The sequence below is a fragment of the Marinobacter bohaiensis genome (genome assembly GCF_003258515.1).
Classification (GTDB): domain Bacteria; phylum Pseudomonadota; class Gammaproteobacteria; order Pseudomonadales; family Oleiphilaceae; genus Marinobacter_A; species Marinobacter_A bohaiensis.
In genome coordinates this window covers 109956-135040 of the sequence record NZ_QGEH01000001.1, presented here as the reverse complement: position 1 = coordinate 135040, position 25085 = coordinate 109956, and the positions used below count along the sequence as shown (strand labels likewise).

General features: G+C 64.4%; 24 protein-coding genes. 13 read left to right on the top strand and 11 right to left on the bottom strand.

Annotated elements, in window-relative coordinates:
- Nucleotides 1–269 precede the first annotated feature (269 nt).
- From xdhA to DKK67_RS00560, 7 genes are read left to right on the top strand one after another with little or no spacing between them, the layout of a single operon-like run.
- Complete coding sequence (gene xdhA, locus DKK67_RS00590; RefSeq protein ID WP_111493374.1) at nucleotides 270–1793, top strand: xanthine dehydrogenase small subunit; 1524 nt, start codon at nucleotides 270–272, stop codon at nucleotides 1791–1793.
- Nucleotides 1786–4155 carry a xanthine dehydrogenase molybdopterin binding subunit gene (gene xdhB, locus DKK67_RS00585; protein WP_111493372.1) on the top strand — a complete coding sequence of 790 codons (2370 nt, stop codon included), beginning with the start codon at nucleotides 1786–1788 and terminating at the stop codon, nucleotides 4153–4155. Before xdhA ends, xdhB begins: the two co-directional genes overlap by 8 nt.
- Nucleotides 4140–5018 (top strand): xanthine dehydrogenase accessory protein XdhC, encoded by an 879-nt coding sequence (gene xdhC / locus DKK67_RS00580; RefSeq protein WP_111493370.1) that lies wholly within the window; start codon nucleotides 4140–4142, stop codon nucleotides 5016–5018. Before xdhB ends, xdhC begins: the two co-directional genes overlap by 16 nt.
- Nucleotides 5019–5519: a 2-oxo-4-hydroxy-4-carboxy-5-ureidoimidazoline decarboxylase gene (uraD, locus tag DKK67_RS00575; protein ID WP_111493368.1), complete on the top strand. Its 501-nt coding sequence runs from the start codon at nucleotides 5019–5021 to the stop codon at nucleotides 5517–5519.
- Nucleotides 5516–5860 carry a hydroxyisourate hydrolase gene (gene uraH, locus DKK67_RS00570; protein WP_111493366.1) on the top strand — a complete coding sequence of 115 codons (345 nt, stop codon included), beginning with the start codon at nucleotides 5516–5518 and terminating at the stop codon, nucleotides 5858–5860. Before uraD ends, uraH begins: the two co-directional genes overlap by 4 nt.
- Before the next feature lie 5 nt (nucleotides 5861–5865).
- Nucleotides 5866–7227, top strand: a complete 1362-nt coding sequence (guaD, locus tag DKK67_RS00565) for a guanine deaminase (protein ID WP_204355694.1) — start codon at nucleotides 5866–5868, stop codon at nucleotides 7225–7227.
- On the top strand, nucleotides 7208–8425 hold the full coding sequence (locus DKK67_RS00560; protein ID WP_111493364.1) for a urate hydroxylase PuuD: 1218 nt from the start codon (nucleotides 7208–7210) through the stop codon (nucleotides 8423–8425). The genes guaD and DKK67_RS00560 overlap by 20 nt, the downstream gene beginning before the upstream one ends.
- 127 nt (nucleotides 8426–8552) lie before the next feature.
- Here the strand turns inward: DKK67_RS00560 and DKK67_RS00555 are convergent, their stop codons facing one another.
- The 4 genes from DKK67_RS00555 to DKK67_RS00540 form a co-directional block, all read right to left on the bottom strand.
- Nucleotides 8553–8843 carry a helix-turn-helix domain-containing protein gene (locus DKK67_RS00555; RefSeq protein WP_111493362.1) on the bottom strand — a complete coding sequence of 97 codons (291 nt, stop codon included), beginning with the start codon at nucleotides 8841–8843 and terminating at the stop codon, nucleotides 8553–8555.
- Nucleotides 8833–9162, bottom strand: a complete 330-nt coding sequence (locus tag DKK67_RS00550; RefSeq protein WP_111493360.1) for a type II toxin-antitoxin system RelE/ParE family toxin — start codon at nucleotides 9160–9162, stop codon at nucleotides 8833–8835. Before DKK67_RS00550 ends, DKK67_RS00555 begins: the two co-directional genes overlap by 11 nt.
- 114 nt (nucleotides 9163–9276) lie before the next feature.
- A complete protein-coding gene (locus DKK67_RS00545) occupies nucleotides 9277–10281 on the bottom strand; it encodes an isopenicillin N synthase family dioxygenase (RefSeq protein ID WP_111493358.1) in 1005 nt (334 codons plus the stop codon).
- 130 nt (nucleotides 10282–10411) lie between these two features.
- A complete protein-coding gene (locus DKK67_RS00540) occupies nucleotides 10412–11413 on the bottom strand; it encodes an ABC transporter substrate-binding protein (protein ID WP_111493356.1) in 1002 nt (333 codons plus the stop codon).
- A gap of 560 nt (nucleotides 11414–11973) precedes the next feature.
- On the opposite strand from DKK67_RS00540, the gene DKK67_RS00535 reads away from it, so the two are divergent.
- Nucleotides 11974–13332, top strand: coding sequence for an amidohydrolase family protein (locus tag DKK67_RS00535; protein ID WP_111493354.1), 1359 nt, complete (start codon nucleotides 11974–11976; stop codon nucleotides 13330–13332).
- Between the two features lie 280 nt (nucleotides 13333–13612).
- Here the strand turns inward: DKK67_RS00535 and DKK67_RS00530 are convergent, their stop codons facing one another.
- Nucleotides 13613–14680 carry a BMP family ABC transporter substrate-binding protein gene (locus DKK67_RS00530; RefSeq protein ID WP_111493352.1) on the bottom strand — a complete coding sequence of 356 codons (1068 nt, stop codon included), beginning with the start codon at nucleotides 14678–14680 and terminating at the stop codon, nucleotides 13613–13615.
- Nucleotides 14681–15119: 439 nt separating this feature from the next.
- On the opposite strand from DKK67_RS00530, the gene DKK67_RS00525 reads away from it, so the two are divergent.
- The gene (locus DKK67_RS00525; protein ID WP_162628697.1) at nucleotides 15120–16778 is read left to right on the top strand and encodes a mechanosensitive ion channel family protein; all 1659 of its coding nucleotides are present in this window, start codon (nucleotides 15120–15122) and stop codon (nucleotides 16776–16778) included.
- On the opposite strand, the gene DKK67_RS00520 is transcribed toward DKK67_RS00525, so the two are convergent.
- Nucleotides 16770–17099: a potassium channel family protein gene (locus tag DKK67_RS00520; protein WP_162628696.1), complete on the bottom strand. Its 330-nt coding sequence runs from the start codon at nucleotides 17097–17099 to the stop codon at nucleotides 16770–16772. The genes DKK67_RS00525 and DKK67_RS00520 overlap by 9 nt on opposite strands.
- Before the next feature lie 290 nt (nucleotides 17100–17389).
- On the opposite strand from DKK67_RS00520, the gene ccoM reads away from it, so the two are divergent.
- Nucleotides 17390–17521 carry a cytochrome c oxidase subunit CcoM gene (gene ccoM, locus DKK67_RS21895; protein WP_265735501.1) on the top strand — a complete coding sequence of 44 codons (132 nt, stop codon included), beginning with the start codon at nucleotides 17390–17392 and terminating at the stop codon, nucleotides 17519–17521.
- Nucleotides 17522–17660: 139 nt separating this feature from the next.
- Here ccoM and DKK67_RS00515 read toward each other — a convergent pair whose 3' ends face one another.
- A complete protein-coding gene (locus tag DKK67_RS00515) occupies nucleotides 17661–18068 on the bottom strand; it encodes a globin (protein ID WP_111493346.1) in 408 nt (135 codons plus the stop codon).
- 283 nt (nucleotides 18069–18351) lie between these two features.
- On the opposite strand from DKK67_RS00515, the gene DKK67_RS00510 reads away from it, so the two are divergent.
- Nucleotides 18352–20037 (top strand): phytoene desaturase family protein, encoded by a 1686-nt coding sequence (locus DKK67_RS00510; RefSeq protein WP_111493344.1) that lies wholly within the window; start codon nucleotides 18352–18354, stop codon nucleotides 20035–20037.
- Between the two features lie 11 nt (nucleotides 20038–20048).
- On the opposite strand, the gene DKK67_RS00505 is transcribed toward DKK67_RS00510, so the two are convergent.
- Both DKK67_RS00505 and DKK67_RS00500 read right to left on the bottom strand, forming a co-directional pair.
- Nucleotides 20049–20948 carry an SMP-30/gluconolactonase/LRE family protein gene (locus tag DKK67_RS00505; protein WP_111493342.1) on the bottom strand — a complete coding sequence of 300 codons (900 nt, stop codon included), beginning with the start codon at nucleotides 20946–20948 and terminating at the stop codon, nucleotides 20049–20051.
- Between the two features lie 11 nt (nucleotides 20949–20959).
- Complete coding sequence (locus tag DKK67_RS00500) at nucleotides 20960–21934, bottom strand: NAD(P)H-dependent flavin oxidoreductase (RefSeq protein ID WP_111493340.1); 975 nt, start codon at nucleotides 21932–21934, stop codon at nucleotides 20960–20962.
- Between DKK67_RS00500 and DKK67_RS21465 the strand changes: the two genes are divergently transcribed.
- Both DKK67_RS21465 and DKK67_RS00495 read left to right on the top strand, forming a co-directional pair.
- Nucleotides 21933–22136: a hypothetical protein gene (locus DKK67_RS21465; RefSeq protein WP_162628695.1), complete on the top strand. Its 204-nt coding sequence runs from the start codon at nucleotides 21933–21935 to the stop codon at nucleotides 22134–22136. The two genes, DKK67_RS00500 and DKK67_RS21465, sit on opposite strands and share 2 nt — an antisense overlap.
- 413 nt (nucleotides 22137–22549) lie before the next feature.
- Entirely contained in the window at nucleotides 22550–23167 is a 618-nt protein-coding gene (locus DKK67_RS00495; protein WP_111493338.1) for a QsdR family transcriptional regulator, read from the top strand.
- A gap of 12 nt (nucleotides 23168–23179) precedes the next feature.
- On the opposite strand, the gene DKK67_RS00490 is transcribed toward DKK67_RS00495, so the two are convergent.
- Nucleotides 23180–23611, bottom strand: coding sequence for a hotdog fold thioesterase (locus DKK67_RS00490; RefSeq protein ID WP_111493336.1), 432 nt, complete (start codon nucleotides 23609–23611; stop codon nucleotides 23180–23182).
- A 55-nt stretch (nucleotides 23612–23666) separates the two neighbouring features.
- Nucleotides 23667–25082, bottom strand: coding sequence for an aldehyde dehydrogenase family protein (locus DKK67_RS00485; protein ID WP_111493334.1), 1416 nt, complete (start codon nucleotides 25080–25082; stop codon nucleotides 23667–23669).
- Nucleotides 25083–25085 lie beyond the last annotated feature (3 nt).

The window sequence follows — 25085 nt, the reverse complement described above, 5'->3', positions numbered from 1 at the left end:
AAATGAACCGTCCTGTCACTTCCCAATAAACTGACCAGATAATCAACATTTCGTGTTGTTAGCAATTTGCTTGCCAAGTGGCGAGAAAAATCAAATTTGCTATAAACTCGACTAATTGGTCAGAAAATTGCAAAACCATCGGTCAGAAGGTGGATTCAATAACGGGCATCTGCCTGTTACGCCATACAAACCGCCTGCCCCGGAGCCCCGCCACGAACGGCCTCCGGCAAACTTTCAGGGCGAACATAATACGCAAGATGGTGAGACCTGTGATCGAATTCTTTCTCAACGGCGAGCCGCAGAAACTGACGGAGGCCGACCCAAACCTGAGCATCCTGGAGTGGCTGCGCACCAAAATGCGGCTCACCGGCACCAAGGAAGGCTGCGCCTCCGGCGACTGTGGCGCCTGCACCGTCAGCATTGGCGTCCCGGACGGCGCCAGCGGCCGGTTGCGCTATGAAAGCGTCAACAGCTGCATTGCCCTGATCGGCAGCCTGCACGGGAAACATCTGGTCACCGTGGATGTCCTAAAGGAAGAACCTGTCCACCCGGTCCAGAAAGCCATGATCGACTGTCACGGTGCGCAATGCGGGTTCTGCACGCCGGGTATCGTGATGTCCCTGTTTACCCTGCACACGGAGCGGCAGGCGAATCCGCAGCGCCTGGCCCAGCCACCGTCCCACCACGAGCTGCTGGAAGCCCTGGCCGGCAACCTGTGCCGCTGCACCGGCTACCGGCCGATCGTCGAGGCCGGCCGCCGCGCCTGCGTGGAAACCTGGGAACCCAGCCGCAAGGACCGCCCCCACAGCGGTCCCGCCTGGCTGCAGGACAGCGCCATGCAGGCCACCCTGAAACGCATCCAGGGCGAGAGAGGCGGACTGCAAAGCCCGGGGCACCGTCACGACCTTCCGGGCAGCCTGAACGAGCTGCGCACCCTGCGCGCGCAATACCCCGAAGCCCGCCTGATCGCCGGCGGCACCGACCTGGCGCTGGAAATCACCCAGCAGCTGCGCGACCTGGATCACCTGATCAGCGTCGAGCGGGTCGCTGACCTGCAGCGACTGGAGGTGACGGACGATCACCTCTACCTGGGTGCGGGTCTGACCTACCGCCAGCTCAATGACGTGCTGCCCGGTTACTGGCCCCACTTTGCACCGTTACTGGAACGTCTGGGATCGTTACAGATTCGAAATCGCGGCACCCTGGGCGGGAATATCGGTAACGCCTCCCCCATCGGCGACATGCCCCCCGCGTTGATCGCCCTGAACGCCGAGCTGGAACTGGACAGTCTGGACGGCGTGCGCCGGATCCCTCTCGCGGATTTCTTCCGGGACTACAAGCAGACCGAGCTGCAGCCCCACGAATTCATCCGCGGCGTGCGGGTGCCCTTGCCGAAAGCCGGCGAGCACCTGCTGCTGTACAAGATCTCCAAACGTCTGGACGACGACATCTCCGCCGTGCTCGGTGCTTTCTGGCTGCAACTGGATAACGGCGCGGTGAGCGACTGTCGCCTCGCTTTTGGTGGTATGGCCGCCATTCCCAGGCGGGCCGCGGCCACGGAGCAGGCCATGCAGGGACAGCCCTGGAACCACGCCACGGTTACCGCCGCCATCGCCGCCCTGGCCGGCGACTTCACCCCCATGTCGGACGTGCGCGCCTCCGCCGACTACCGCTTGCAGGTGGCCGGCAACCTGCTGCAGCGCGCCCTGCTGGAAACGGGCGGCCCCTCTGATTCATCAACGCCCCTGACGGTGACCGATCTTGCTCCTGTGGAGGTGAGCCCTCATGCGTAAACTGCCCGATAATCTCGTTCAGCCGCCGGTGTCGGCACGCGGCACTGCCGGCTCGAAAATCGCCCACGACAGCGCCTGGAAGCACGTCAGTGGCCAGGCCCGTTACATCGACGACCTGCCCGAGCCGCCCGGTCTGCTGCACGCCGCCGTCGGTCAGAGCAGCCAGGCCCACGCCCGCATCAAGTCCATGGACCTGAGCGCCGTGCGCGCCTATCCCGGCGTGGAAGCCGTGCTGACCGTCAACGACGTGCCCGGCCACACGGACATTGGCCCGGTGTTTCCCGGCGACCCGGTGCTGGCCGGCGAGATCGTCGAGTTCATCGGCCAGCCGCTGTTCGCGGTGGCGGCCACCTCCCTGCGCGCCGCGCGTCAGGCGGCCCGGCTGGCGAAGGTGGAGTACGAGCCGCTGGAACCGGTGCTGACGACGAAAGACGCGCTGGCCCAACAGTTTTTCGTGCGCCCGTCCCACACCCAGGAACGGGGCGATCCGGACAAGGCCCTGGCCGAGGCGCCGAACCGACTGCGGGGCGAGATGGACGTGGGCGGGCAGGAACACTTCTACCTGGAAGGTCAGGCGTGTCTGGTGGAACCCACCGAGGACGCCGGCGTGTTCGTGCACACCTCCAGCCAGCACCCGTCCGAGGTGCAGAAGCTGGTAGCGGAGGTGCTGGCCCTGCCGATTCACGAAGTGCAGGTGGAAGTGCGCCGCATGGGCGGCGGCTTTGGCGGCAAGGAAACCCAGGCGGCGCCGCTGGCCTGTATCTCCAGCCTGCTGGCCCGGCACACCGGCCGGCCGGTGAAATACCGCATGGCCCGGCCGGACGACATGGTCCAGACCGGCAAGCGCCACGACTTCTACAACACCTACGACATCGGCTTCGACGACGAGGGCCTGATCCACGGCGCCGACATCATGGTGGCCGGACGCTGCGGCTACTCGCCGGACCTGTCCGACGCCATCGTCGACCGCGCCATGTTCCACGCCGACAACGCCTATTACCTGGACCAGGCCCGGGTGGTCGGTCACCGCTGCAAGACCCACACGGTGTCCAACACCGCGTTCCGGGGTTTCGGCGGCCCGCAGGGCATGATGATCATCGAGCGGGCCATGGACGACATCGCCCGCCACCGCAGCCTCGACCCGCTGGACGTGCGCAAGCGCAACCTCTACGGCCCGGACCGGGACAAGACCCACTACGGCCAGACCGTGGAACAGCACGTGCTGCCCGAACTGATCGAGCAGTTGGAGGCCAGTTCCGATTACCGCGAGCGGCGCCGGGCCATTACCGAGTTCAACCGCCGCAGCCCGGTGGTCAAACGCGGGCTGGCGCTGACGCCGGTGAAGTTCGGCATCTCCTTCACCGCCAAGCACCTGAACCAGGCGGGCGCGCTGGTGCACATCTACACCGACGGCAGCATCCACCTGAACCACGGCGGCACGGAGATGGGCCAGGGTCTGTTCATCAAGGTCGCCCAGGTGGTGGCCTCCGCGTTCCAGGTGGACATCGACCGCATCAAGGTCTCCGCCACCCGCACGGACAAGGTGCCGAATACGTCACCCACTGCCGCCTCCTCCGGCTCCGACCTGAACGGCATGGCGGCGCTGGACGCCTGCGAGAAGATCAAGGCGCGACTGGTGGAGTTTGCGGTTGAGACCTACGGTGTTTCGGCCGACGACGTCGAATTCGCCAACAACCAGGTGCGTGTGGGCAAGGACCTCTTTGGCTGGGCCAACTTCGTGCAGCAGGCCTACATGGCCCGCGTGTCGCTGTCGTCGTCCGGCTTCTACGCCACACCCAAGATCCACTACGACCCGGAAACCGGCAAGGGCCGCCCGTTCCTCTACTACGCCAACGGCGCGGCCTGCTCCGAAGTGGTGGTGGACACCCTGACCGGCGAGTACCGGGTGGTGCGCACCGACATCCTCCACGATGTGGGCCAGTCCCTGAATCCGGAGATCGACATCGGCCAGATCGAGGGCGGTTTCATCCAGGGCATGGGCTGGCTGACCACCGAGGAACTGATGTACAGCGACAAGGGCCAGTTGATGACCACCGGTCCGGCCACCTACAAGATCCCGGCTGTGTCCGACGCGCCCGAGGATTTCCGCGTGTCCCTGCTACCCCACAGCCCCAACCGGGAAGCGACGGTGTTCCGCTCCAAGGCGGTGGGCGAGCCGCCGCTGATGCTGGGCATTGCGGTCTGGTGCGCCCTGCGCGACGCCGTCGCCAGTCTGGCGGACTATCGTTACAGCCCGCCTTTTGACAGCCCGGCCACGCCGGAGCAGGTTCTCAAGGCCGTTACCGCGACCCGGCAGTGGCTAGCCGAAAACGGAGGCGATTCCTCATGCAAAAGCGCCTGAACTGGTACGAAGCCGTGGCCGACTGCGAGCGGCGCGGTGAACCCTACGTGCTGGTGACCGTGCTGGGTGTGACCGGTTCGGTGCCGCGCGAACCCGCCAGCAAGATGGTGGTTACCGGCGAGCAGAGCCACGACACCATCGGCGGCGGCCACCTGGAGTACCGCATCATCGCCAGCGCCCGGGAGCGTCTGGCGGCGCGGGACTACACCTACGAGATGGCCCACTTCCCGCTGGGCGCCAGCCTCGGTCAGTGCTGCGGCGGCAGTGTGGCGGTCCTGATGGAAGGCCATGCCGGCGGCGATGGCCGACTGCTGGTGTTCGGCGCCGGTCACGTGGCGAAGTCGCTGATCACCATCATGGGCGAGCTGCCCTGGCAGATTACCTGGGTCGACAACCGCGCCGACAGTTTCCCGGACGAGCTGCCGGTGAACGTGCGCCGTCATCACACCGACGATCCGGTGGGCGATGCCGCCGCGCTGGCCGATGGCGCTCACGTGGTGATCCTGACCCACAATCACCAGTTGGACTTTGACCTGTGCCGCACCCTGCTGGACGCGGGCAACGCCGCCTCCATCGGCCTGATCGGCTCCGACACCAAGGCCGAACGGTTCCGACAGCGGCTGGCCCATCGCGGCTACAGCGACGCGCAGATCGACAGCATCCGCTGTCCGGTCGGCCGGCGCGACGTGCCCGGCAAGCGGCCTATGGAAGTGGCGGTGTCGATATCCGCCGAGCTGCTGACACTGGCGACCGAAACGACGGACAAACCGTCCCGCCGCGGCCTGTCCTGGTCCAACCTGAAAACCCTGATGCGGGAAGACGCCGAACCGGCGCCCACGTCAAACCCGAAGCTGGAGAACTGAATGTCCCTGGAATCCCTCAACGCGATGAGCGCGACCGAGGCTGCCGAAGTTCTGCGCACCTGCTGCGCCGCCGACCGCTGGATCGAGGGCATGGTCGCCGCCCGTCCGTTTACCGATCGCGACGACCTGCACCGCAAGGCCGAGGCCCTGTGGCCGACCATGACCGAGAGCGACTGGCTCGCGGCGTTCGACGCCCACCCCAAGATCGGCGACGTGAAAAGTCTCAAGGCCAAGTACGCCAACACCCACGCCCTGGCCAGCGGCGAGCAGTCTTCCACGGCCGTCGCCAGCGATGACGTGCTGCATCGCCTGAAAGACGGCAACGACGCCTATCACGAGACATTCGGTTTTATCTTCATCGTCTGCGCCACGGGCAAGTCCGCCGACGAGATGCTGGCCCTGCTGGAAGCGCGCCTGCCCAACACCCGCGCGCAGGAAATCGAGAACGCCGGCCGCGAGCAGGCAAAAATCACCCACCTGAGACTGGATAAACTGGTATGAGCGAACGCAGCCCGATTACGACCCATATCCTCGACCTCGGCAGCGGCTACCCCGCCGAAGGCGTCGTCGTGACCCTCGAGCAGCAGGACGGCGACGGCTGGACCCAGGTGGCCAAGGGCACCACGGACAGCGACGGCCGCATCGGCCAATGGTTCGACGGCCCGCTGGTGACCAGCCTGTATCGCCTGACGTTTGCCACAGGCGATTACTTCCAGTCTTACGGCAAGGACTGCTTCTACCCCCAGGTGACCATCGACTTCTCCGTCAGCGGTGACCAGGACCACTACCACGTGCCGCTGCTGCTCAATCAGTGGGGCTACTCGACCTACCGCGGGAGCTGATCACCATGGCGTCATCGCAACCGGTGCAGGCCTACCGGGGTAGGCTGCTGCATTTCCTGGCCGATCCCGGCCTGGAGACACCGGCGGACAACAGTTACGAGTGGTTCGAGGACGGGCTGCTGGTGGTCGAGGACGGACGGGTCAAGGCCGTCGGCTCCGCGGATGAGCTGATCGGATCGCTGCCTGAAGGCACGCCGATCGAGCACTGGCCGGAGCACGTGATCCTGCCGGGCTTTATCGACACCCACGTGCACCTGCCCCAGCTCGGGGTGATCGGCAGCTATGGTGCCCAGTTGTTGGACTGGCTGGAGACCTACACCTTCCCGGCGGAAATGCGCTTTGCCGAGACCGACTGGGCCAGGAGCCAGGCCAATCGGTTCCTCGACCAGTTGCTGCGCCACGGCACCACATCCGGGCTGGTGTTCTGCACGTCGCATCCGCAGTCGGTGGACGCCCTGTTCGAGGCCGCCGAGGCCCGCGGCCAGGCCATCACCGCCGGCAAGGTGATGATGGACCGCCACGCCCCGGAAGGCCTGTGCGACGAGGCCGAGAGCAGCTACCGGGACTGCCAGGCGCTGATCGACCGCTGGCACCATCAGGGCCGGCTGCAGTACGCCGTGACCCCGCGCTTTGCGCCCACCTCCACGCCGCGTCAGTTGGAGCTGGCCGGCAAACTGGTGGCGGACAACCCGGGCGTGCTGATGCAGACCCACTGGGCCGAGAACAAGGCGGAAATCGCCTGGGTGAGTGAACTGTTCCCGGACCGGGCCGATTACCTGGACGTCTACGCCCATTACGGCCTGCTCAACGACCGGGCGGTGCTGGCCCACGGCATCCACATCAACGACGGCGACCGCCAGCGGCTGGTGGAAACGGGCGCGCGCATCGCCTTCTGTCCAACGTCCAACACCTTCCTCGGCAGCGGCCTGTTCGACCTGCGCAGCGCCCATCAGGCGGGCGTCCCCCTGAGTCTGGCCACGGACGTGGGGGGCGGCACCAGCCTGTCGCTGCTCAAGACCATGGCCGAGGCCTATAAGGTCTGTCAGCTGCGCGAGCAGGCGCTGACACCCTTCCAGGCGTTCTACCTGGCCACCCTGGGCAACGCGAAGGCGCTGCACCGGGACGACGAGATCGGCAACTTCGCCCCCGGCAAGATCGCCGATTTCGTACTGCTGGATACGGACGCCACCCCCATGCTGAGCCTCAAGCAGCACAGCACCAGCCTGCGCGACAGGCTGTTCGACCTGATGATCCTGGGCGACGACCGGGTCATCCAACGCACCTACATTGCCGGCCAGTGTCGGTTCGATCGGGATGCAGACCCTATTTCAGAGAAAGGAGTAACCGATGGCCGCCTACCTCAGTGAATGGCTCAGCCTGCTCATCCGCTGGTTCCATGTGATTGCAGGCGTCGCCTGGATCGGGGCGTCGTTCTATTTCATCTGGCTGGATAACCACTTGGAAGATCCGCCCGAGTGGAAGAAGAAAAAAGGCATCAAGGGCGACCTGTGGGCCGTCCATGGCGGCGGCTTCTACGAAGTGGCCAAGTACAAGCTGGGGCCCGAGAAAATGCCCGGCATCCTGCACTGGTTCAAGTGGGAAGCCTACAGCACCTGGCTGTCCGGCACCGCGCTGCTGTTTTCCGTGTACTACTTCGGCTCCCCCGGCTACCTGATCGACAACGCCAAGGTGGAACTGTCCACCCTGTCCGCCGCATTGATCGGTCTGGGCTTCATCGGCGGTGTGCTGCTGGTCTATGAACTGCTGATCCGCAGCCCGCTGGCCCGGAACGGGATGGCGTTCGGGGCGGTACTATTCGCCCTACTGCTGGTGGTCGACTGGGCGCTGTTCCAGGTGTTCGCCGGCCGTGGCGCGTTTATCCACGTGGGCGCGGTGATCGGCACCCTCATGGTGGGCAACGTGTTCCTTGGTATCATGCCGTCCCAGCGGGCGCTCGTGGAAACCGTGGAACAGGGCCGGGAGCCGGACGAGCGGGTGGCCCAGCTGGCCGCCCTGGCCAAGCTGCGTTCGACCCACAACAACTACCTGACCCTGCCGGTCATCTTCATCATGATCAGCAACCACTACCCGATGCTGTACGGCCACGCCCACGGCTGGCTTATCCTGGCGGCCATCGGGTTCATTACCGCCTTCGCGCGCCACTTCTTCAACCTGAAGCATCGCGGCGCGTACCGGCCGTCGATCATCCTCGCCTGCGGCATCATGACCGTGATCCTGATCGGCGTGATCGCCCCGCCCACCGGCAAACAGGCCGCGGCCCAGGCGGCAGCGGCGGCCGAGGCAGCCGGCGAGGTCAGCGACGCGGACATTCACTCCCTGGTCAGCACCCACTGCGCGGGCTGCCACGCCAAGGAGCCCAGTAGCCCGGCGTTCCAGGCCGCGCCGGCCGGCATCGCCCTGGACACCCTGGACGAAGTGGTGCAGCACAACGACCAGATCATGCAGGCCGCGGTGAACAGCCAGTACATGCCGCTGGGCAACACCACCGGCATGACCGAGGAGGATCGCAAAAAGCTGGGGGCCTGGTTGCAGGCGCACAAGTAAAGGAAGATCCGGGAAGTCCGTGTCGCAGAGACTTCACGCCTCGAGCTTTTGCCGGGCAGGCCCTGCGGCCTGCCCGGAAGCTAGAGTGACCACTACGTGAGCTCACGCAAACGATGGCGGCTGCTCGCTATGGACGAGAGCTAGTGTCCTCGTTAGCTTCCAGCTTGATTCGGTAGCCGCAGGCCGAGGCGTATTTCCTCAGGGTGCTCCAGCTTGGGTTGCCCCGACCGCCTTCCAGGCGAGAAATATTGCTTTTGGCGGTTCCGATCCGCTTGGCCAAGTCGTCCTGAGTCAGTCCCGCATGAGCACGCATGCTGATCAGTTGCTCAATGTATTCAAACTCACCCGCCAGCTTGTCGTATTCGTTCCGCACCGTTTTATTTTGAAATGCTTTCTGCTTAAGTGCCTTAAGACTCATACTGTTTCACCTCCCGAAGCCGCTCTTGCGCAAGCCTCAGCTCTTTCAAAGGCGTTTTCTGGGTCTTCTTGACGAAGGCGTGAAGCACCATGACCGCTTCACCCTTCATATAGCAGTAAAACCCTCTCCCGATCCCTTCCTTGGCTCTTGCGCGAATCTCGAAAAGCCCGCCACCCATTGCCTTGGTGTGAGGTGCACCCAGATTCGCGCCATATTTCTCGATCATCTCCAGCAACCGGATCATTCGTGCCTGGATCTTAGGCGGCATACCCAGAATGTCCTGCTGGACGTCGCCGTAAAATCTAACGTCCCATGTCATAGAATCATCCTAATTCCTGAAGGTTATCATAAATGATAATGGAGACAGCATCAAAATTGTTCAGCCAAAAAAAAGCCCGCACCTCCCGGCGCGGGCTTTTGTCTTCATCCTTATCTACATCTTCCCGGCGAAGTTCGCGTTGATCCGCTGCAGCAGGTAATCCCGGGCGGAGATTGCGGGGTATTTCTGCTCCGGCCCCTGGATCATGACGTCCTTATTCGCCTGGCAGAAGAACGCCATGCTGTAGCGCGGACCCTGATACTCGCCGGGGCGCGGCATGCGCACCCGATGCAGGGTGGATCGGAGCCTGTCGTCGCTCCAGCGCATCAGCATGTCGCCGATGTTGCAGGTGATGACGTCGTCCCGCGGCACCACGCTGGTCCATTCCTGGTCCGCGCGGCCCTGGGCGTCCTTGCCGGGACACACCTGCAGGCCGAACTGGCCTTCCTTCTGGAACACCATGGTGAGGCAGTCGAAGTCGGTGTGGGCACCGGCGCGCCAGGTGCCGGGCGGGTACTCGGCGCCTTCCGGCAACGGCAGGTAGTGCAGCAGCCGCAGGGTGCTCTGGTACTCCGGTGAGCTGCGATCGTGAGCCCGGGTAAAGAAGTCGCGCTCGAAACCGAGCTTGTCGGCGAAGCAGGACAGGATCTCCATGCCCACCTGCCAGCAGCAGTGCTCGAAATCCAGGATCACGCGCTGGAATTCCGGCAGGGTGGTCTGGCCCGGCCACAGGTCGTCCATGTAGGGCAGCGTCACCTGGAAAGACTCTTTCTCGTCGGCGGTGCCGGTGGACGGACGCACCTGGGACTTGAACTCCCAGCCGGTATTGAGGCCTTCCTTGAGGGGAAACCGGCCCTTGGTGTCGGCGTCCAGGGCAAAGAAGGCCTCCGCCATGGCGAACGCTTCCCGCACCCGCGCCACGTCCAGGCCGTGATGGACCAGCTGGAAGAAGCCCACCTCGCTGGCCGCCTGCCACAACTGTTCGGTGATCTCGGCGCGGCGATTGTCGAAATCGCTCAGATCGATCAGCGGGATCTGGCGATCGGTCTCGATGCCCTCGCCGCCGATGGTGGATTCGAATTCCAGTTCTTTCAGTCCGTAGGCTTTGCTTTGACTCATTCGTTTTCTCCAATGGCTTGGCAGGTCGCCCCGCCGTTGATTGGAGCAATGCCTGGCGAGGTTGACCCTCGCCCGCCGCTTCTACTCCGTACTGGGCGCGGACCGGTGCCCCGGCCCGCCGTTGAGGCTCTTACGAGCCGGGCATGAACGACCGGTCCACGGCCGTCTCCGGGTCGAAAGACGCTTCGTCGATCTCCTGGGCCTTGGCGGTCCAGTGCCAGGTGGTGGCCAGACGCTCCGGGTTGAACGCCCCCATGCCCTGGGTCTCGCTGGCCTCGTTGTAGACCAGCGGGCGGATGGAACGGATGGTGTCCGCCGCCATGGCCGGGTCCACGTCCGGGACCTGGGCGTGCACCATGGCGCCGCTTTCCTGCGGGTGGGCCCAGGTGTATTCGATGGCCTTGGCGTATGCTTTCACGAAGCGGCGCGCCACCTTCGGGCGTTCTTCCAGAAAGCGTTCGCTGGCGATCACCGAGGTGGAATAGAACGCCAGACCGGCGTCGTACCAGGGCATCACGTTCAGCGTCTTGCCGGCCTGGTCGGCCATGGCCTGGTATTTCTCGGTGTCGGTGACCCAACTGATCACTACGTCGGTGCGCCCGGTCAGCAGCATCGGGTTGAGCGCGCCAGGGTCGGTCTTGACCAGCTTGATGCCGCTTTCGTCCACCTGATTCACGTCCAGCAACAGCGGAAAGAACAGGTTCGAGGAACTGAACGGCGAGGTGGCGACGGTCTTGCCGGCCACATCCTTCACCGACTCGATGCCGGAACCTTCCACCGAGAAGAACGCATGCGGGGCCTCGCTGAAGACCGAATAGATGCCCTTGACCGGGATGTTGTCGTCCTGGGCGCGGGCCACCAGCAGCGACACCAGATCCAACAGGCCCACGTCCGCCTGACCGGCGACCAGCTTGGTGATGGCGTCGGTGGAGCCGCGGCCGGAGACCACGCGGACCTCCAGGTCCTCGTCCGCGAAGAAACCTTCCTCGATGCCCACGTATACCGGCGCCTTGTCGCCGCCGGGCAGCCAATCGAGCTGAAAGGTCACTTTGTCCGCCGCGAAGCCGAGCTGGGCACCCAGAGTCAGGGTCGCGAAGGTCAGTGCGCGGGGCAGTGTGTGCTTGAATGTCATGTCCTGTCTCCTTGCTGCCTGCGTCTTGGGTTCATGCGCAGACCATCGTTCAAGGGAGGCGTCGGACGACTCGCGGGAGGCGGGGCAATCGGCTCGGACATCGCACCAATCGCGCCCGGCCGCGGTGTCCAACACCCGCCGATGCGCGATGAGCAATGCCCCGATTCCCCGGAGGAGAACCTGACTGCTTCTACTCAGTCACGTATCCCCGACAAAGCAGGTGGCGTGCCAGCGGCGGGAAAACGGCGCCGGATCAGCCCCGGCGATCGCACGCCGTTTTCCTGAGGGTCTGACCCAAACGACGCCACGCACCAATCGGGGGCACCTTTTGAGCCAATCGGTCCAATACCGGGCGCTCACGAGGACCCGGGCCGTGGTCCTGGCGCTCGGGGTGCTGGAGTGAAAGTTGCTTTGAGTCCGGGTATCCACAAAACTGACCAACTGGACGGAACGGGATTCGACCGGTGATTCCCGCCCCCGTCCCCCGAAAGAGTAGAAGCGGTCAGGAGCCCGCACACCGCGCTCCGGGACATTGCTCTTTGCCCGCAAAGGAGCCCGCTATGCCCTACCTTATCCGCAACGCCGCCGGGGTTTTCGCCCCGCAACACCCGGATGCCAACGCCCTGCGCATCGACGGCAACCGCATTGTCGCCCTCGGCCGCGACCTCATGCCCGGAGACGGCGATACGGTCATCGACGCCCGCGGCTGCGTCGTCTACCCCGGCCTGGTAAACACCCATCACCACCTGGCCCAGTCGATTCTCAAGGGCGTGCCCGAAGGCCTCAACCAGGGGCTGGGCGACTGGCTCGCGTCGGTGCCCTACCGCTTCTGGCCGCAGATCCGCCCGGAGCTGATGTACCACGCCGCCCGCCTGGGCCTGTACGAACTGCTACGCTCCGGTGCCACCACCTGCGCCGACCATCACTACCTCTATCACCGGGACACGCCGGATGAACTGGAGGACGCGGTCTGGCAGGCGGCGGACGAACTCGGCATCCGCCTGGTGCTGTGTCGCGGCAGCGCGGTGGAGAAAGGCAGCCACAAAGGGCTGGCCCGGCACAACATCGCACCGGAAACCACCGAGCAGGTGCTGGCGCGCATGGAACGCATCCGCGCCCGCTATCACCAGGCCGCTCCGGACGCCATGCGCCGTCTGGTGGCCGCGCCGACGAGCCTGGTGCACTCCAGCCCGCCGGACTTCCTGAAAGAGATCGCCGCCTACGCACGCGGTCATGGGCTACGCCTGCATTCGCACCTGCTGGAAGTGGGCTTCGATAACGTCCAGGCCCGGGAAAAGTACGGCCTGGCGGCCATCGATTACGCCGAGCGCTGTGACTTCCTGGGCCCGGACGTGTGGTTCGCCCACCTGGTGCAGAGCGACGCCCACGCGATCGAGCGCCTGGCGGCGACCGGAACCGGCATCGCCCACTGTCCGACGTCCAACTGCCGGCTGGGCAGCGGCGTGGCGCCGGTGATCGAGATGGCGCGACAGGGCGTGCCGGTCAGCATCGGTGTGGACGGCTCCGCCTCCGCCGAGTCCGGCTCCATGCTGCAGGAGCTGAACCTGACCTGGCTGATCCATCGCGCCGTACACGGCCCTGACGCCACCACCCTCGACCGGGTGCTCGACTGGGGCAGCCGTGGCGGCGCCCGACTGCTGGGCCTGGAGGCCACCGGCGAGTTGGCCGTCGGCATGGCCGCGGACCTGACGCTCTACGATATCGACCAGCCCAGGTTCGCCGGCGTGCACACGCCCCTGTTCGCGCCGCTGATGTGCGGCGAGCCGGTGCAGGTGAAGCACAGCTTCGTGGACGGCAAACCGGTGGTCGAGGACGGTTCGGTATTGGGGCTGGATGAGCGGGCGTTGGTTGAAAACGTTCGGGACGGGCTTCGGGATCTGCTGACTCGAGTAGCCTGAATGAGGGCGCCTGACGGCGCCTCCGAAGCTGAAGCGTCGGCTACACGCTCCCGCCATACCGGCAACGGTTAAGGATGCACCATACTGTGTAGCGGACGCCTCAGCTTCCGAGCAGGCCGAAAGGCCTGCCTGAGGTGTCACCTGAGGGTGGTCAATCTGCACCGCACTGCCCTTATCGCAGCACCCCCCATTCTCCAGCCACAAAAAAGGCCCGTTGCATTACGCTTCGGGCCTGACCGTCATCCAGGGCGGACACGGTGTCCGCCGGATTCGACAGCGTTCAGTTCGGCATGGTCGCGGTCATGCCCTGAACGTACCAGTCCATGCTGGTCAGCTGTTCGTGGGTGGCGACTTCGCCTTCCTTCACGCGCAGGGTGCCGTCCTGGTCGTAGATCGGGCCGGCGTAGGGCTGGATCTCGCCGCTGCGAATGCCCTCGATGACCGAATCCACCTTGGCGCGCTGCTCGTCGCTCAGACGATCGCTGATCGAAGCGATCTTGATATCGCCTTCGGCGATGCCGCCCCAGGTGTCCTCGGATTCCCAGGTGCCGTCCATGACGTCCTGCACGGTCTCGATGTAGTACGGGGCCCAGTCGTCAACCACGGACAGCAGGTGCGCGTGCGGACCGAAGTGGGACATGTCGGACGCCTGGCCCACGGCCCACTTGCCGCGCTTCTCGGCGGCCAGCATGGCGGCCGGGCTGTCGGTATGCTGAACGATCACGTCCACGCCCTGATCCATCAGGGTGTTGGCCGCATCCGCTTCCTTGGCCGGGTCGAACCAGGTGCTGACCCACACCACCTTCAGCTCCACGTCCGGATTGACCTTGCGCGCCGCCATGAAGGTGGCGTTGATGTCACGGATGACTTCCGGGATCGGGAAGGAGGCGATGTAGCCGATCTTGTTGGACTCGGTCACCAGGCCCGCCGCCGTGCCGCTGACGTAGCGGCCTTCATAGGTCACCGCCAGGTAGGTGCCCAGGTTCTCGGCACGCTTGTAGCCGGTGGCGTGCAGGAAGGTTTTGTCCGGGTATTCCTTGGCTACGCGCGCGGTGGCGTTCATGAAGCCGAAGGAGGTGGTGAAGATGACGTCGTTACCGGCCTGGGCCAGACGACGGATGGTGCGCTCGGCGTCCGCGCCCTCGCTGACGTTCTCCACGTAAGTGGTCTGCACCTTGTCGCCAAAGTGTTCTTCCAGGGCCTTACGTCCCTGATCGTGCTGGTAACTCCAGCCGTGGTCACCAATCGGGCCGACGTAGACAAAACCCACTTTCAACGGATCTTCCGCCAGGGCATGCATGGGGATCACCAGGGCAGCCAGCACAGCCAGTTTCTTGAAAAAGCGCATTCGCACACTCTCCTGTTGGTATCGTTTTCTCGATATCACTTTCTTTTTAGAGCGACTCAGTCGTGGCCCGTGAGTTTAACCTGTTATCGAATCACGATGCAGATTCCGGGCATGAATCAGCACTGCGGATTTGTTGAGCAAAAAGCTGGCCAATTGTTCAGGAAATATCGCGACACCCGGTATTCCGCGCCGGATCACTGTTCGACGCCACATCGAAGCCCCAGCTCCTCACGCTCTATTGCACCACGATAGCGCAACCAGGCCAGCCACGTCGGATAACCATCGCTTTTCCAGGCTTTCGGTGAGATGGCCGGGAATTTCTTATACTGATGGCGGGAACCGATGCCGTGCTCCACGGGCATCGGCCGAAGGACGATACCGGGCCAGGGACCGCGGCCGTCACCGCCGCCACCGGCCCCGTCACGTTAGGATGACAGCGATGCACAACGGGACCGGACGTTCCATCAGGCACAGCCTGGCCACCCTCATTGCAGCGGCCACGCTGTGGTTCCTGGCGTGCCCGGCACTGGCCCAGGAGACGGCGCCCGACCCCAGCCAGATCGACACCGCCAGCGTCAACGTCGATGGCCGCCCGCTGTTCCGAATCGCCGGCACGGCGTCGTTTCCGGCGGCGGAGCGCGCAGCCAACATCCGCCGCAACATCCTGGAGGTGGCATCCGATCATACAGTGGCGGTGGACAGTATTCGCAGCATAGGTCGGGACGGCCGGGTCGAGATCGCCGCCGCGCAGACACCGCTGCTGACCGTATTCCCCGTCGATGCCATGGCGGAGGGTGCGCCCCTGGAGGAAGTCGCCGAGGCGTTCCAGCGCCGGACGGCGGACGCCATCACCCGCTATCGCAACCAGCGCAGCTCGGACTATCTGGCCACGGCCAGCATGAAGGCCGGCGCCGCACTGGTGCTGACCCTGGCGCTGCTGTGGCTGGCCCTGTTCCTCTACCGGCGCCTGCTGGCGTTTCTTGACCAGCATTACCGGCGACGGGTTCAGGATCTGAAGATCGAATCCTTCGAGCTGGTACGGGCCGACAACATCTGGGCGGCCCTGACCGGGTTCATCCGCTTCCTGCGCATCGCCACCGTGCTGGTCGTGGCCTACCTGGGCCTGGAGTTCGTCCTCTACCAGTTCCCCTGGACCCACGGCACCGCCCGCACCCTGCTGACGCTGTTCACCGAGCCGGTGGTCAGCATCGTCAGCGCCTTCCTCGACTACCTGCCGGAGCTGGTTTTCCTGGTCGTGCTGGTGGCGGTCTCACGCTACCTGCTCAAACTCATGCAGCTGTTCTTCCGTGGCATCGAGCGGGGCCGGATCCACATCGGCGGCTTCGAGGCGGAATGGGCGCAACCCACCTACAAGCTGCTGCGTTTCTTCGTGGTCCTGCTCACCGTGGTGCTGGCCTATCCCTATATTCCCGGCTCCGGCAGCGCCGCCTTCCAGGGCCTGTCGATCCTGCTGGGCATCATGGTATCGCTGGGCGCCTCGTCGGCGGTGTCCAGCGTGGTGGCTGGCTACGCCATGACCTACCGCCGCGCCTTCAGCATCGGCGACGTCATCACGGTAGGCGAATACACCGGCACCGTGCGGGAAACGCGACTGCTGGTTACGCACCTGCGCACCTTCCGCAACGAGGAAATCGTGCTGCCCAACTCGCTGATCCTCAACAGCCCGGTCACCAACCTGACCCGGTCGGCGGCGGAGAACGGCCTGATGCTCAGCGCCACAGTCGGGATTGGCTACGAGACGCCCTGGCGTCAGGTGGAAGCCATGCTCAAGGAAGCGGCGGCGCGCACCCGGGGCCTGCTGGAGAAACCGGCACCGTTCGTGCTGGAAAAGGCCCTGGGGGATTTCGCGGTCACCTACGAACTCAACGTCAGCATCGATTCGCCGGCGCATCGCTTCTATAGAGCGGCGGAACTGCATCGCCACGTCCTGGATGTGTTCAACGAATACGGCGTGGCGATCATGACGCCGGCCTACATCAGCGACCCGGACGAACCCAAGCTGGTGCCACAGGAACGGTGGTACGCGGCCCCGGCCAGGCCGCCGGACGAATCCGGCAACGCGCGGGATTCAACCTGAACGGGCTGCCTGCAACTGAGCGAAGACCTCGCTGCCGGCGCTGACCGCCATGGCCACGATCAGCCCACTGAGCACCAGCCCCGCCAGGGCAATGACGATCGCCAGGAACCGTGCCCAACCGCGGACGGGCACCCGGTCGCCGTAACCCACGGTGGTGCCGGTGATACAGGCCCAGTACAGCGCATCGCGCCAGGGCCAGCGCTCCAACCGGCCGGCCCAGAGCCCCAGCCCGAGGATCAGCAGAACCAGGAACCCAAGGATGGGGGCCGCCAGCAGCAGATGGTGGAAGAACAACAGCAGGAACTCGGTGGTAAAGGCCATATCCCTCGGCATCCGTGACGGGAACGGCTTACAGTCTAATCACGTGCACCCGTTGCAGCCAGTGTCCATCCCTTGATTGGGAACCACCACACCGGCGTCGCCCGCCTTGCTCTCATGGCTTTCCGGGGCTTGGCAGATCATTGAATTAACCAGACGAGACACTAGCAGCGGCCCCCCAAACCTTGATTGAGATCAAAGGTCACGGTCCGATCAATTGATGCAAATCAAATCGGCTCGGGCGAGCGCGTCATAGAGTATGACCATCGACTACGGGGACAGGGGGAGCTGTCATGTACACAGATGCAGTCGTTATTGCGGGCATTGCCACGGCCATTCTGGCCTGCGCGTTCTTCGGCGGCGTGGGCTGGTTCATTTACAAGGATTCCCACCGGAAGGTGAAGCACAAAGACCCTCGTCAATGAGGGCTCCGAGGGAGACACGGGGAGCAAGAGACGGGCACGTCCGACACCAGCCAGACTGAAAACCGGTCGATAAAAAGCAGATCGAGCTTTTCCCCCTGACTCCGTCCGTCAGGGGGATTTTTTTTATGTCGGATAAGGCTCAGTAGGCACTCTTGATCAACTCCACCCCCGGTGCAATCGCACGGCGCCAGGCGGCCTCCACGTCCAGGGTGAACTGGGGATCGTATTCACGCAAGGTGGCCATCAGGGCTTCGATCCACAGGTCGTACCACTCTGGGCGGATGTTGAAGGCGTGTCGGCAGTGACTCTCTCCCAGGGCCCGGAGTTTGGCGTCGGACATCCCCCGCGAATACAGCACCAGCTGCATGATGCCGTTGCGCAACAGGTGGCGCTGGGCCGGCATATCGGTGTCCACGAAGCGCTCCCGGATCGCGTCCGAGCTGGCCATAAAGCGGTCGTAGAAATGCTTGAAAAAATTGTCGTCGTTGCAGCAACGTCCATAGCTCTGGAAAACAATGTCGCTGTCTTTCGAACCAACCACAGCCATGGTCAGTGATCCTCCCTAATTCAGCCGTTGGCCCTGCGAGCGGGCGCCGGGAGCTTAGCAGAGCGCCGCAGGCCGCCACAGGCTTACGTCAGTATCCGCCCTCGAAATCCGCCATTTCATTGACACCCATCAAGAAAAGGCGGCATCGCCTGTAACGGTGTGCAACCGTGAACTGGGCAGTTCTCGACTTTCGTCGTACATTGGAGAAACGCCAGACCCCAGAACAACACAACAAGCCAGAAACGACACGACAAGCCGAAAACAACACAACAAGAGGATGCCCATGACCGTCACCGCCGCCACCTCACTGAAACCCAGCACCATCCGCATCGGTAAACGCTACCGCGCCAGCCGCGTCGACGCGGACTACGACACCATCGTCATCGGTTCCGGCATCGGCGGCCTGACCAGCGCCGCCCTGCTGGCCCGGGAAGGCCAGAAAGTGCTGGTGCTGGAGCAGCACTACACCGCCGGCGGCTTTACCCACAGTTACGGCCGCAACGGCTACGAGTGGGACGTGGGCGTGCACTACATCGGCGATATGGGCAGCCCGCACACCCTAGGCCGCAAGCTGTTCGACACCATCACCGACGGCCAGCTCAAGTGGGCGCCAATGGACGACAACTACGACCGTTTCTACCTGGGGGATCGGGTGGTCAACCTGCGGGCGGGCAAGGACGGCTTCCGGCAATCGCTGGTGGACGCCTTTCCGGACGACGCCCAGGCCATCGACCGCTACATCCGGCTGCTCGACAAGGTCGCCTCGGGCGTGCAGTGGTACACCCTGTCCAAACTCTCGCCAAAGCTGGCGTCGCCGCTGACCCGCCGGGCCCTGCGCCTCATGCTGCCCAAGTGCTTCAACCAGACCACGCACGAGGTGCTGTCCGAACTCACCGACAATACCGCGCTGATCGGTGCCCTCACCGGCCAGTGGGGCGACTGTGGCGTCACACCGAAGCACTCCAGCTTCCTGATCCATGCGCTGATCGCCAAGCACTACATCCACGGCGGCTATTACCCGGTGGGCGGCGCGGCCGAGATGGCCCGCACGATCATCCCCGTCATCCAGTCCGGCGGCGGCGACGTGATGACCTACGCCGATGTCACCGAGATTCTGGTGGAAAAGGGAAGGGCCTGCGGCGTGCGCCTGGCGGACGGCCACACGATCCACGCCGGGCGCATCATCAGCAACGCGGGTGTGATCAACACGTTCGAGACACTGTTACCGGCCGAGGTGGTGCGCCGCACCGGATACGCCCGCCAGCGCCGGCACATTGAACCGTCCATGTCGCACCTCGGCCTCTACATCGGGCTGAACGCCACGGCCGCGGAGCTGGAACTGCCGAAAACCAACTTCTGGATCTACCCCGACGAACACCACGACGCCAACGTGGCGCACTTCCTGGCGGATCCGGACAACGCGCCGCTGCCGGTGGTCTATATCTCCTTCCCGTCGGCCAAGGATCCGGACTACCTCAACCGCTGCCCCGGCACCGCCACCATCGAAGTAGTGGCCCCCACCACCTGGAGCCAGTTCGAACCCTGGAAGCACGCCACCTGGGGCAAGCGGGGTGACGCCTACGACGCCCTGAAGCAGCGGTTAACGGAAAGAGTGCTGGAAACGGTGTACGACAAGCTGCCGCAGCTGCGCGGGCGGATCGATTACGTGGAGACCTCCACGCCCCTGTCGACCGCGTGGTTCTGCCGCTACGACCAGGGCGAGATCTATGGGCTGGAGCACACCCCGGAGCGCTTCGACCAGGACTGGCTGCGGCCGAAAACAGAGATTCCCGGGCTCTACCTGACCGGTCAGGATATCCTGACCTGCGGCGTGGTCGGGGCCATGATCGGTGGACTGGTCACCACCCTGGCGATCCGGGGTGTCAAAGGGGCGGGACTGGCCAAGCGCATCTTTGTCGACCGGGGCGCCGCCGGCCCCGACCTCCAGTTGGTGACCGAAACCGGCTGAGCGCGGCCGGATCAGGGCTGGCCGGCATGCGGCACGTCGACCCGCGCCGTCCACAGGCTCGCCTCCGGCGCGAGCTTGCGGCGCCGCGCGCTGGAATCCGGCGCTACGCAGACCAGCAGGGTGCGACCGTCGTCGCCGCCCAGCATGCAGGCAAACACGCCCTGGCCATTGGCGGGCTTCAGTTCATCGACGATGGCACCGCCCGGCGCGACCCGGATGCAGCGCTGGTTGAAGGCATCGGCGACCCACAGGTGGTTATCCGCATCGAGACAGCAGCCGTCCGGCCCCACCGCCAGTTGCCGTAGCAGTTCCGTGCGCTCGGCGCCCGGCTCCGGGCGCGGGCCGAAGCGGGCCCAGTCGCGGCGGTCGGACAGCGTGCCGTCCGCGCCGATGCTGAACGCCGTCATGGCGTTGCCGAAGGTCTCACCGACGATCAGCGTCCGGCCCTCCGGCGTGATCACCGCGCCGTTGGGGAAATAGAGGTCCGTCGCGGCCGTGCTGACTGCGCCATCCGGTGCAATCCGGGCCAGACAGGCGGGCTGCATGGCTTCCCCTGCCATCAGGTCGAAGCCGAAGTTGCCCACCCAGGCGCCGCCGTCGGGCGCAACGACCAGGTCGTTGGCGTGGCCGGTCGCGAGGTGGCCAATGTCGGCGTGGGTGGTCACCCGACCATCCGGCCAACGCCGCAGGACGCGCTGATCCAGCATGGACACCACCAGCATCGAGCCGTCCGGCAACCAGCCCAGCCCCGACGGCTGGCCCGGCACCTCCATCACGGTCTCGCGCCGGCCACCGGCGTCAATACGGCTGACGGTGTGCGCGTAGAAGTCGGACACCCACCAGGCGCCGTCGTGCCAGCGCGGCCCTTCAAAAAAGGTGCCGCCGTCGACAAACGGTTGCAGCGTCGCCATAGCCTAGCTCCTTACAGGCACCCGGCCAGACGCTGACGAATCAGGGTCTCGGCTTCGTCCATGATGCGGGCCAGCAGGTCCTGGCAACTGGGGATGTCGTGGATCAGGCCGGCCACCATGCCGCAGCTCCAGGCGGCTTCGTCCATCTTGCCCTCCTGCAGCACCTGGCGCCCCTTGACGCCGGTGACCAGGTGACGGATATCGTCGATCTGCGTGGCAGCGCCTTTCTCGGCTTCAATGCGCAGGATCTCGTCCACCGCGGCGTTCTTCATCACCCGCTCGGTATTGCGCAGGTTGCGCATGATCAGTCGGGTCTGGCGTTCGTCCGCCTCGACCAGGGCCTGTTTGACGTGACCGTGCACCGGGGCATCGGTGGTGGCGATGAACCGGGTTCCCATGTTCATGCCCTCTGCCCCCAGCGCCATCGCCGCGACCAGGCTGCGGCCGTCGGCCATGCCGCCGGAAGCCACGAAGGGAATGCTCAGCTCCTCCGCCGCCCGTGGCAGCAGGATGAAGTTGGGAATGTCGTCTTCGCCGGGGTGGCCACCGCACTCGAAACCGTCGACGCTGACCGCGTCACAGCCGATCTGTTCCGCCTTCAGGGCGTGACGCACCGACGTGCATTTGTGAATGACCTTGATGCCCGCCGCCTTCAGCGTGGGCATATACGCTTCCGGACTGCGACCGGCAGTCTCCACCACCCGCACACCGCCTTCGACGATGGCCTGGATGTACTCGGGATAGGGCGGCTCCTTGAAGCTGGGCAGGAACGTCAGATTGACGCCGAACGGCTTGTCGGTCATCTGCTTGCAGCGGGCGATTTCCCGAGCCAGATCTTCCGGCGTGGACTGGGTCAATGCCGTGATAATGCCCAGGCCACCAGCGTTGGACACGGCCGCAGCCAACTCCGCGTAACCGACGTAGTGCATGCCGCCCTGGATGATGGGGTGCTCAATCTGGAACAGTTCGGTAATTCGGGTTTTCATGGACGAAATCTTCCCTAACGGTGCGTTATTTTATTTATTGGAATTTGATTTCATTATTGTCTCGAAAATAACGAAAATCAATGCACCGCCGAAACCGCCAGTCAGCCATAAAAAAGGCGGACACAAGCGTGTCCGCCGAATCGGGTCGGGCTGGCTGACGGCGGCGTTCCCGACGTATCGGGCACGGTTGCCGGCGGCATGACCCGGAGCAATGAGACTCCATGAAGGCGGCCAGGGACGGTGCAGTAGCCAGACACCGTCCATGACCGACACACTCAAGATCGGAAGGCGAAGGAATAGTTCCGGGATGATTGTCGCACCGGTTGAGCGAGGTCATGACCGGCAATTCCCGTGCTGCTGATACCTACTTGCCTTGAGCCATTTGCGGACCTTTTTTCTGATTATTGGTATTTAGTTTCATTAATGACTAATCTTGCAAACAATGCACAAATTTCGCAGCGCGGCACTGGGTCAGTCAGGCGGAATCAGTATACTGACGACACACCCGGCCAGCGGCGAAGCCTCTGGCCTATATAGCGACACCCATAAATAGCGACACCCATAACAACAATATCCATAACAACAAAAAACCAGCCCAGACAGGACGAGGTGACTGTGGCAACCAACGCGAACTCCCACAAAACGACGTCCGCCGAACGGACGCAACGCCCCACCCCCGACGATGCCTTCAGGCGAGCCCGCGAGCTCTGGCTGCAGGGAGAACGACTTCACCTGGCCTCACTGGCGGAAGAACTCGGCATCGGCCGCGCCACCCTGTTTCGCTGGGTGGGCAACAAGGACCTGCTGCTGGGGGAAATTCTCTGGTCGCTGTACGCGCCGTTGCGGGACAAGGCCCGGATGGACGTACCGGGCTCCGGGATCGATTACGTGGTGGGCGTCTACCATCAGATCAACAAGGCGCTGCTGCACGACAAGGCCCTGCGGCGTTTCATCGCCCAGGATCCGGAATACGCCCTGCGCATCCTCACTTCCGCCAGCTCCACCGTGCACAACCGCGTGGTGCAGGCCAACACCCGCATGCTGTGGGAACAGATCGACGCCGGCCACCTGGCGCGCCCGCCGATGAAGACCGAGAGCCTGTCCTATTTCATGGTCCGGCTCGCCGAATCCTGCCTCTACAGCGACGTGATCTGCGGTCGGGAACCGCGGGAAGCGGAGCTGGACGACGCCTGCCAGGCGGTGCGAATCCTGCTGGGAGGCAAGCGCCGCTAGTGTCCCGTGTGGTTACTGCGGGCGCTTGATCACGGCCATGGTCAGGCGGGACGTACAGGTGAGCTTACCGTCCTCGTTCTCGATGCGGATTTCCCACACCTGGGTGGAGCCGCCGATGTGCAGCGGCCGGGCCGTGCCGATCACCCACCCGGAGCTGACCGAGCGCACGTGGTTGGCGTTGACTTCCAAGCCCACGGCCACCTGGTCCGGTTTGCGCAGGCAGTAGTTCGCCGCCATGCTGCCCAGGGTTTCGGCGAGGACCACGGACGCGCCGCCATGAAGGATGCCAAACGGCTGCCGGGTGCGCTCGTCCACCGGCATCCGCGCCCGCACAAAATCGTCGCCGACTTCCAGATACTCGATGCCCAGACTCTCCACAGCCGTGCCGAGCGATCCTTCGGTCATGGCTTCGATCGTTGGCGTACGCGTCCAGATACTGCTCATTGTTGTTTGTCCTCTTCTTGTTCAGCCATTGATTAGCCGCCTATTAAACCACCAATCACAGCTGCAGAGAACGCACTTCCAGGAACTCCTCCAGGCCCCACTTGCCGAACTCGCGGCCCACGCCGGAATGGCCGAAACCACCGAACGGCGCCTGCGGGTTGAATGCGCCGCCGTTGACGAAGACCTGGCCGGTGCGCAGCTTGCCGGCGATCTTTTTCGCCTTATCGGCGTCGCCGGACCAGACCGCGCCGGACAGGCCATAGGCCGTGCCGTTGGCGATCCGGATCGCCTCAGATTCGTCCTCGTAGGGAATCACGCACAGCACGGGACCGAAGATCTCTTCCTGCGCCAGACGGCTGTCCGGCTTCACGTTGCCGAAAACGGTGGCCCTCGCGAAATAGCCCTGATCCAGCCCTTCCGGCGCACCGGCACCGCCGGCCACCAGCGTCGCGCCTTCTTCCTGGCCCAGCCGGATGTAGTCGAAAACCTTGTCCCGCTGCTCGGCCGAGGCCAGCGGGCCAAGCCGGGTGGTGTCTTCCAGCGGGTTGCCCGGCGTCATCTTCGCCACGGCGGCTGCCGCCAGTTCGCAGGCTTCGTCGTGCCGGCTGGCCGGCACCAGCATGCGGGTCAGCGCGGTGCAGGTCTGACCGGAATTGAGCAGGCAGTTGTTCACGGTGCCTTTCACCGCCGCCGTGAGATCGGCGTCCGGCAGGATCACCGACGCGGACTTGCCGCCCATCTCCAGGGCGTAACGCTTGAAGTCGTCGGCCGCCGCGTGGGCGATCAGGTGACCGGTGCGGGTGGAGCCGGTGAAGGACACCATGTTCACCTGCGGGTGTTTGATCAGCGTATCGCCGGCGGTCTGGCCCAGGCCGCAGACCATGTTGAACACGCCTTTGGGCAGGTCGGTCTGGTCCAGAATTTCCGACAGGATGAAGGCCGTGCCCGGGGCGATTTCGCTGGGCTTGAGCACCACGGTGCAGCCCGCCGCGATGGCCGGTACGATCTTCAGCATCACCTGATGCAGCGGGTAGTTCCAGGGCGTGATGCAGCCCACCACGCCCACCGGCGCGTACTGCACCTCGGAGTTGCCCACCTGCTCGCTGAAGGTGAATTCCGGCAGCAGCTTGAGGTAGGACTTGGTGGTCAGGATCGGCATCCCCGCCTGGATCTGCCCCGCCAGCTTGAGCGGCATGCCCACTTCCCGGCTCACGGTTTCGGCGATCTCGTCGGCGCGGGCCTTGAGGCCGTCCAGTAGCTGCTCCAGCACACGGGTGCGCTGCTCCAGCGAAGATTCCGACCAGCTGTCGAAGGCCGCGTGGGCGGCGCTGATCGCCCGCTCCATTTCCTCGCGACCGGCAGCAGGCACCTGCGCCATCACCTCGCCGGTGGCCGCTTCGTGGACGTCCAGGGTGTCGCCGCTCCAGTCTTCCCACTGGCCATTGATGTACAGCTTGTTCAGGTTCTTCATGAT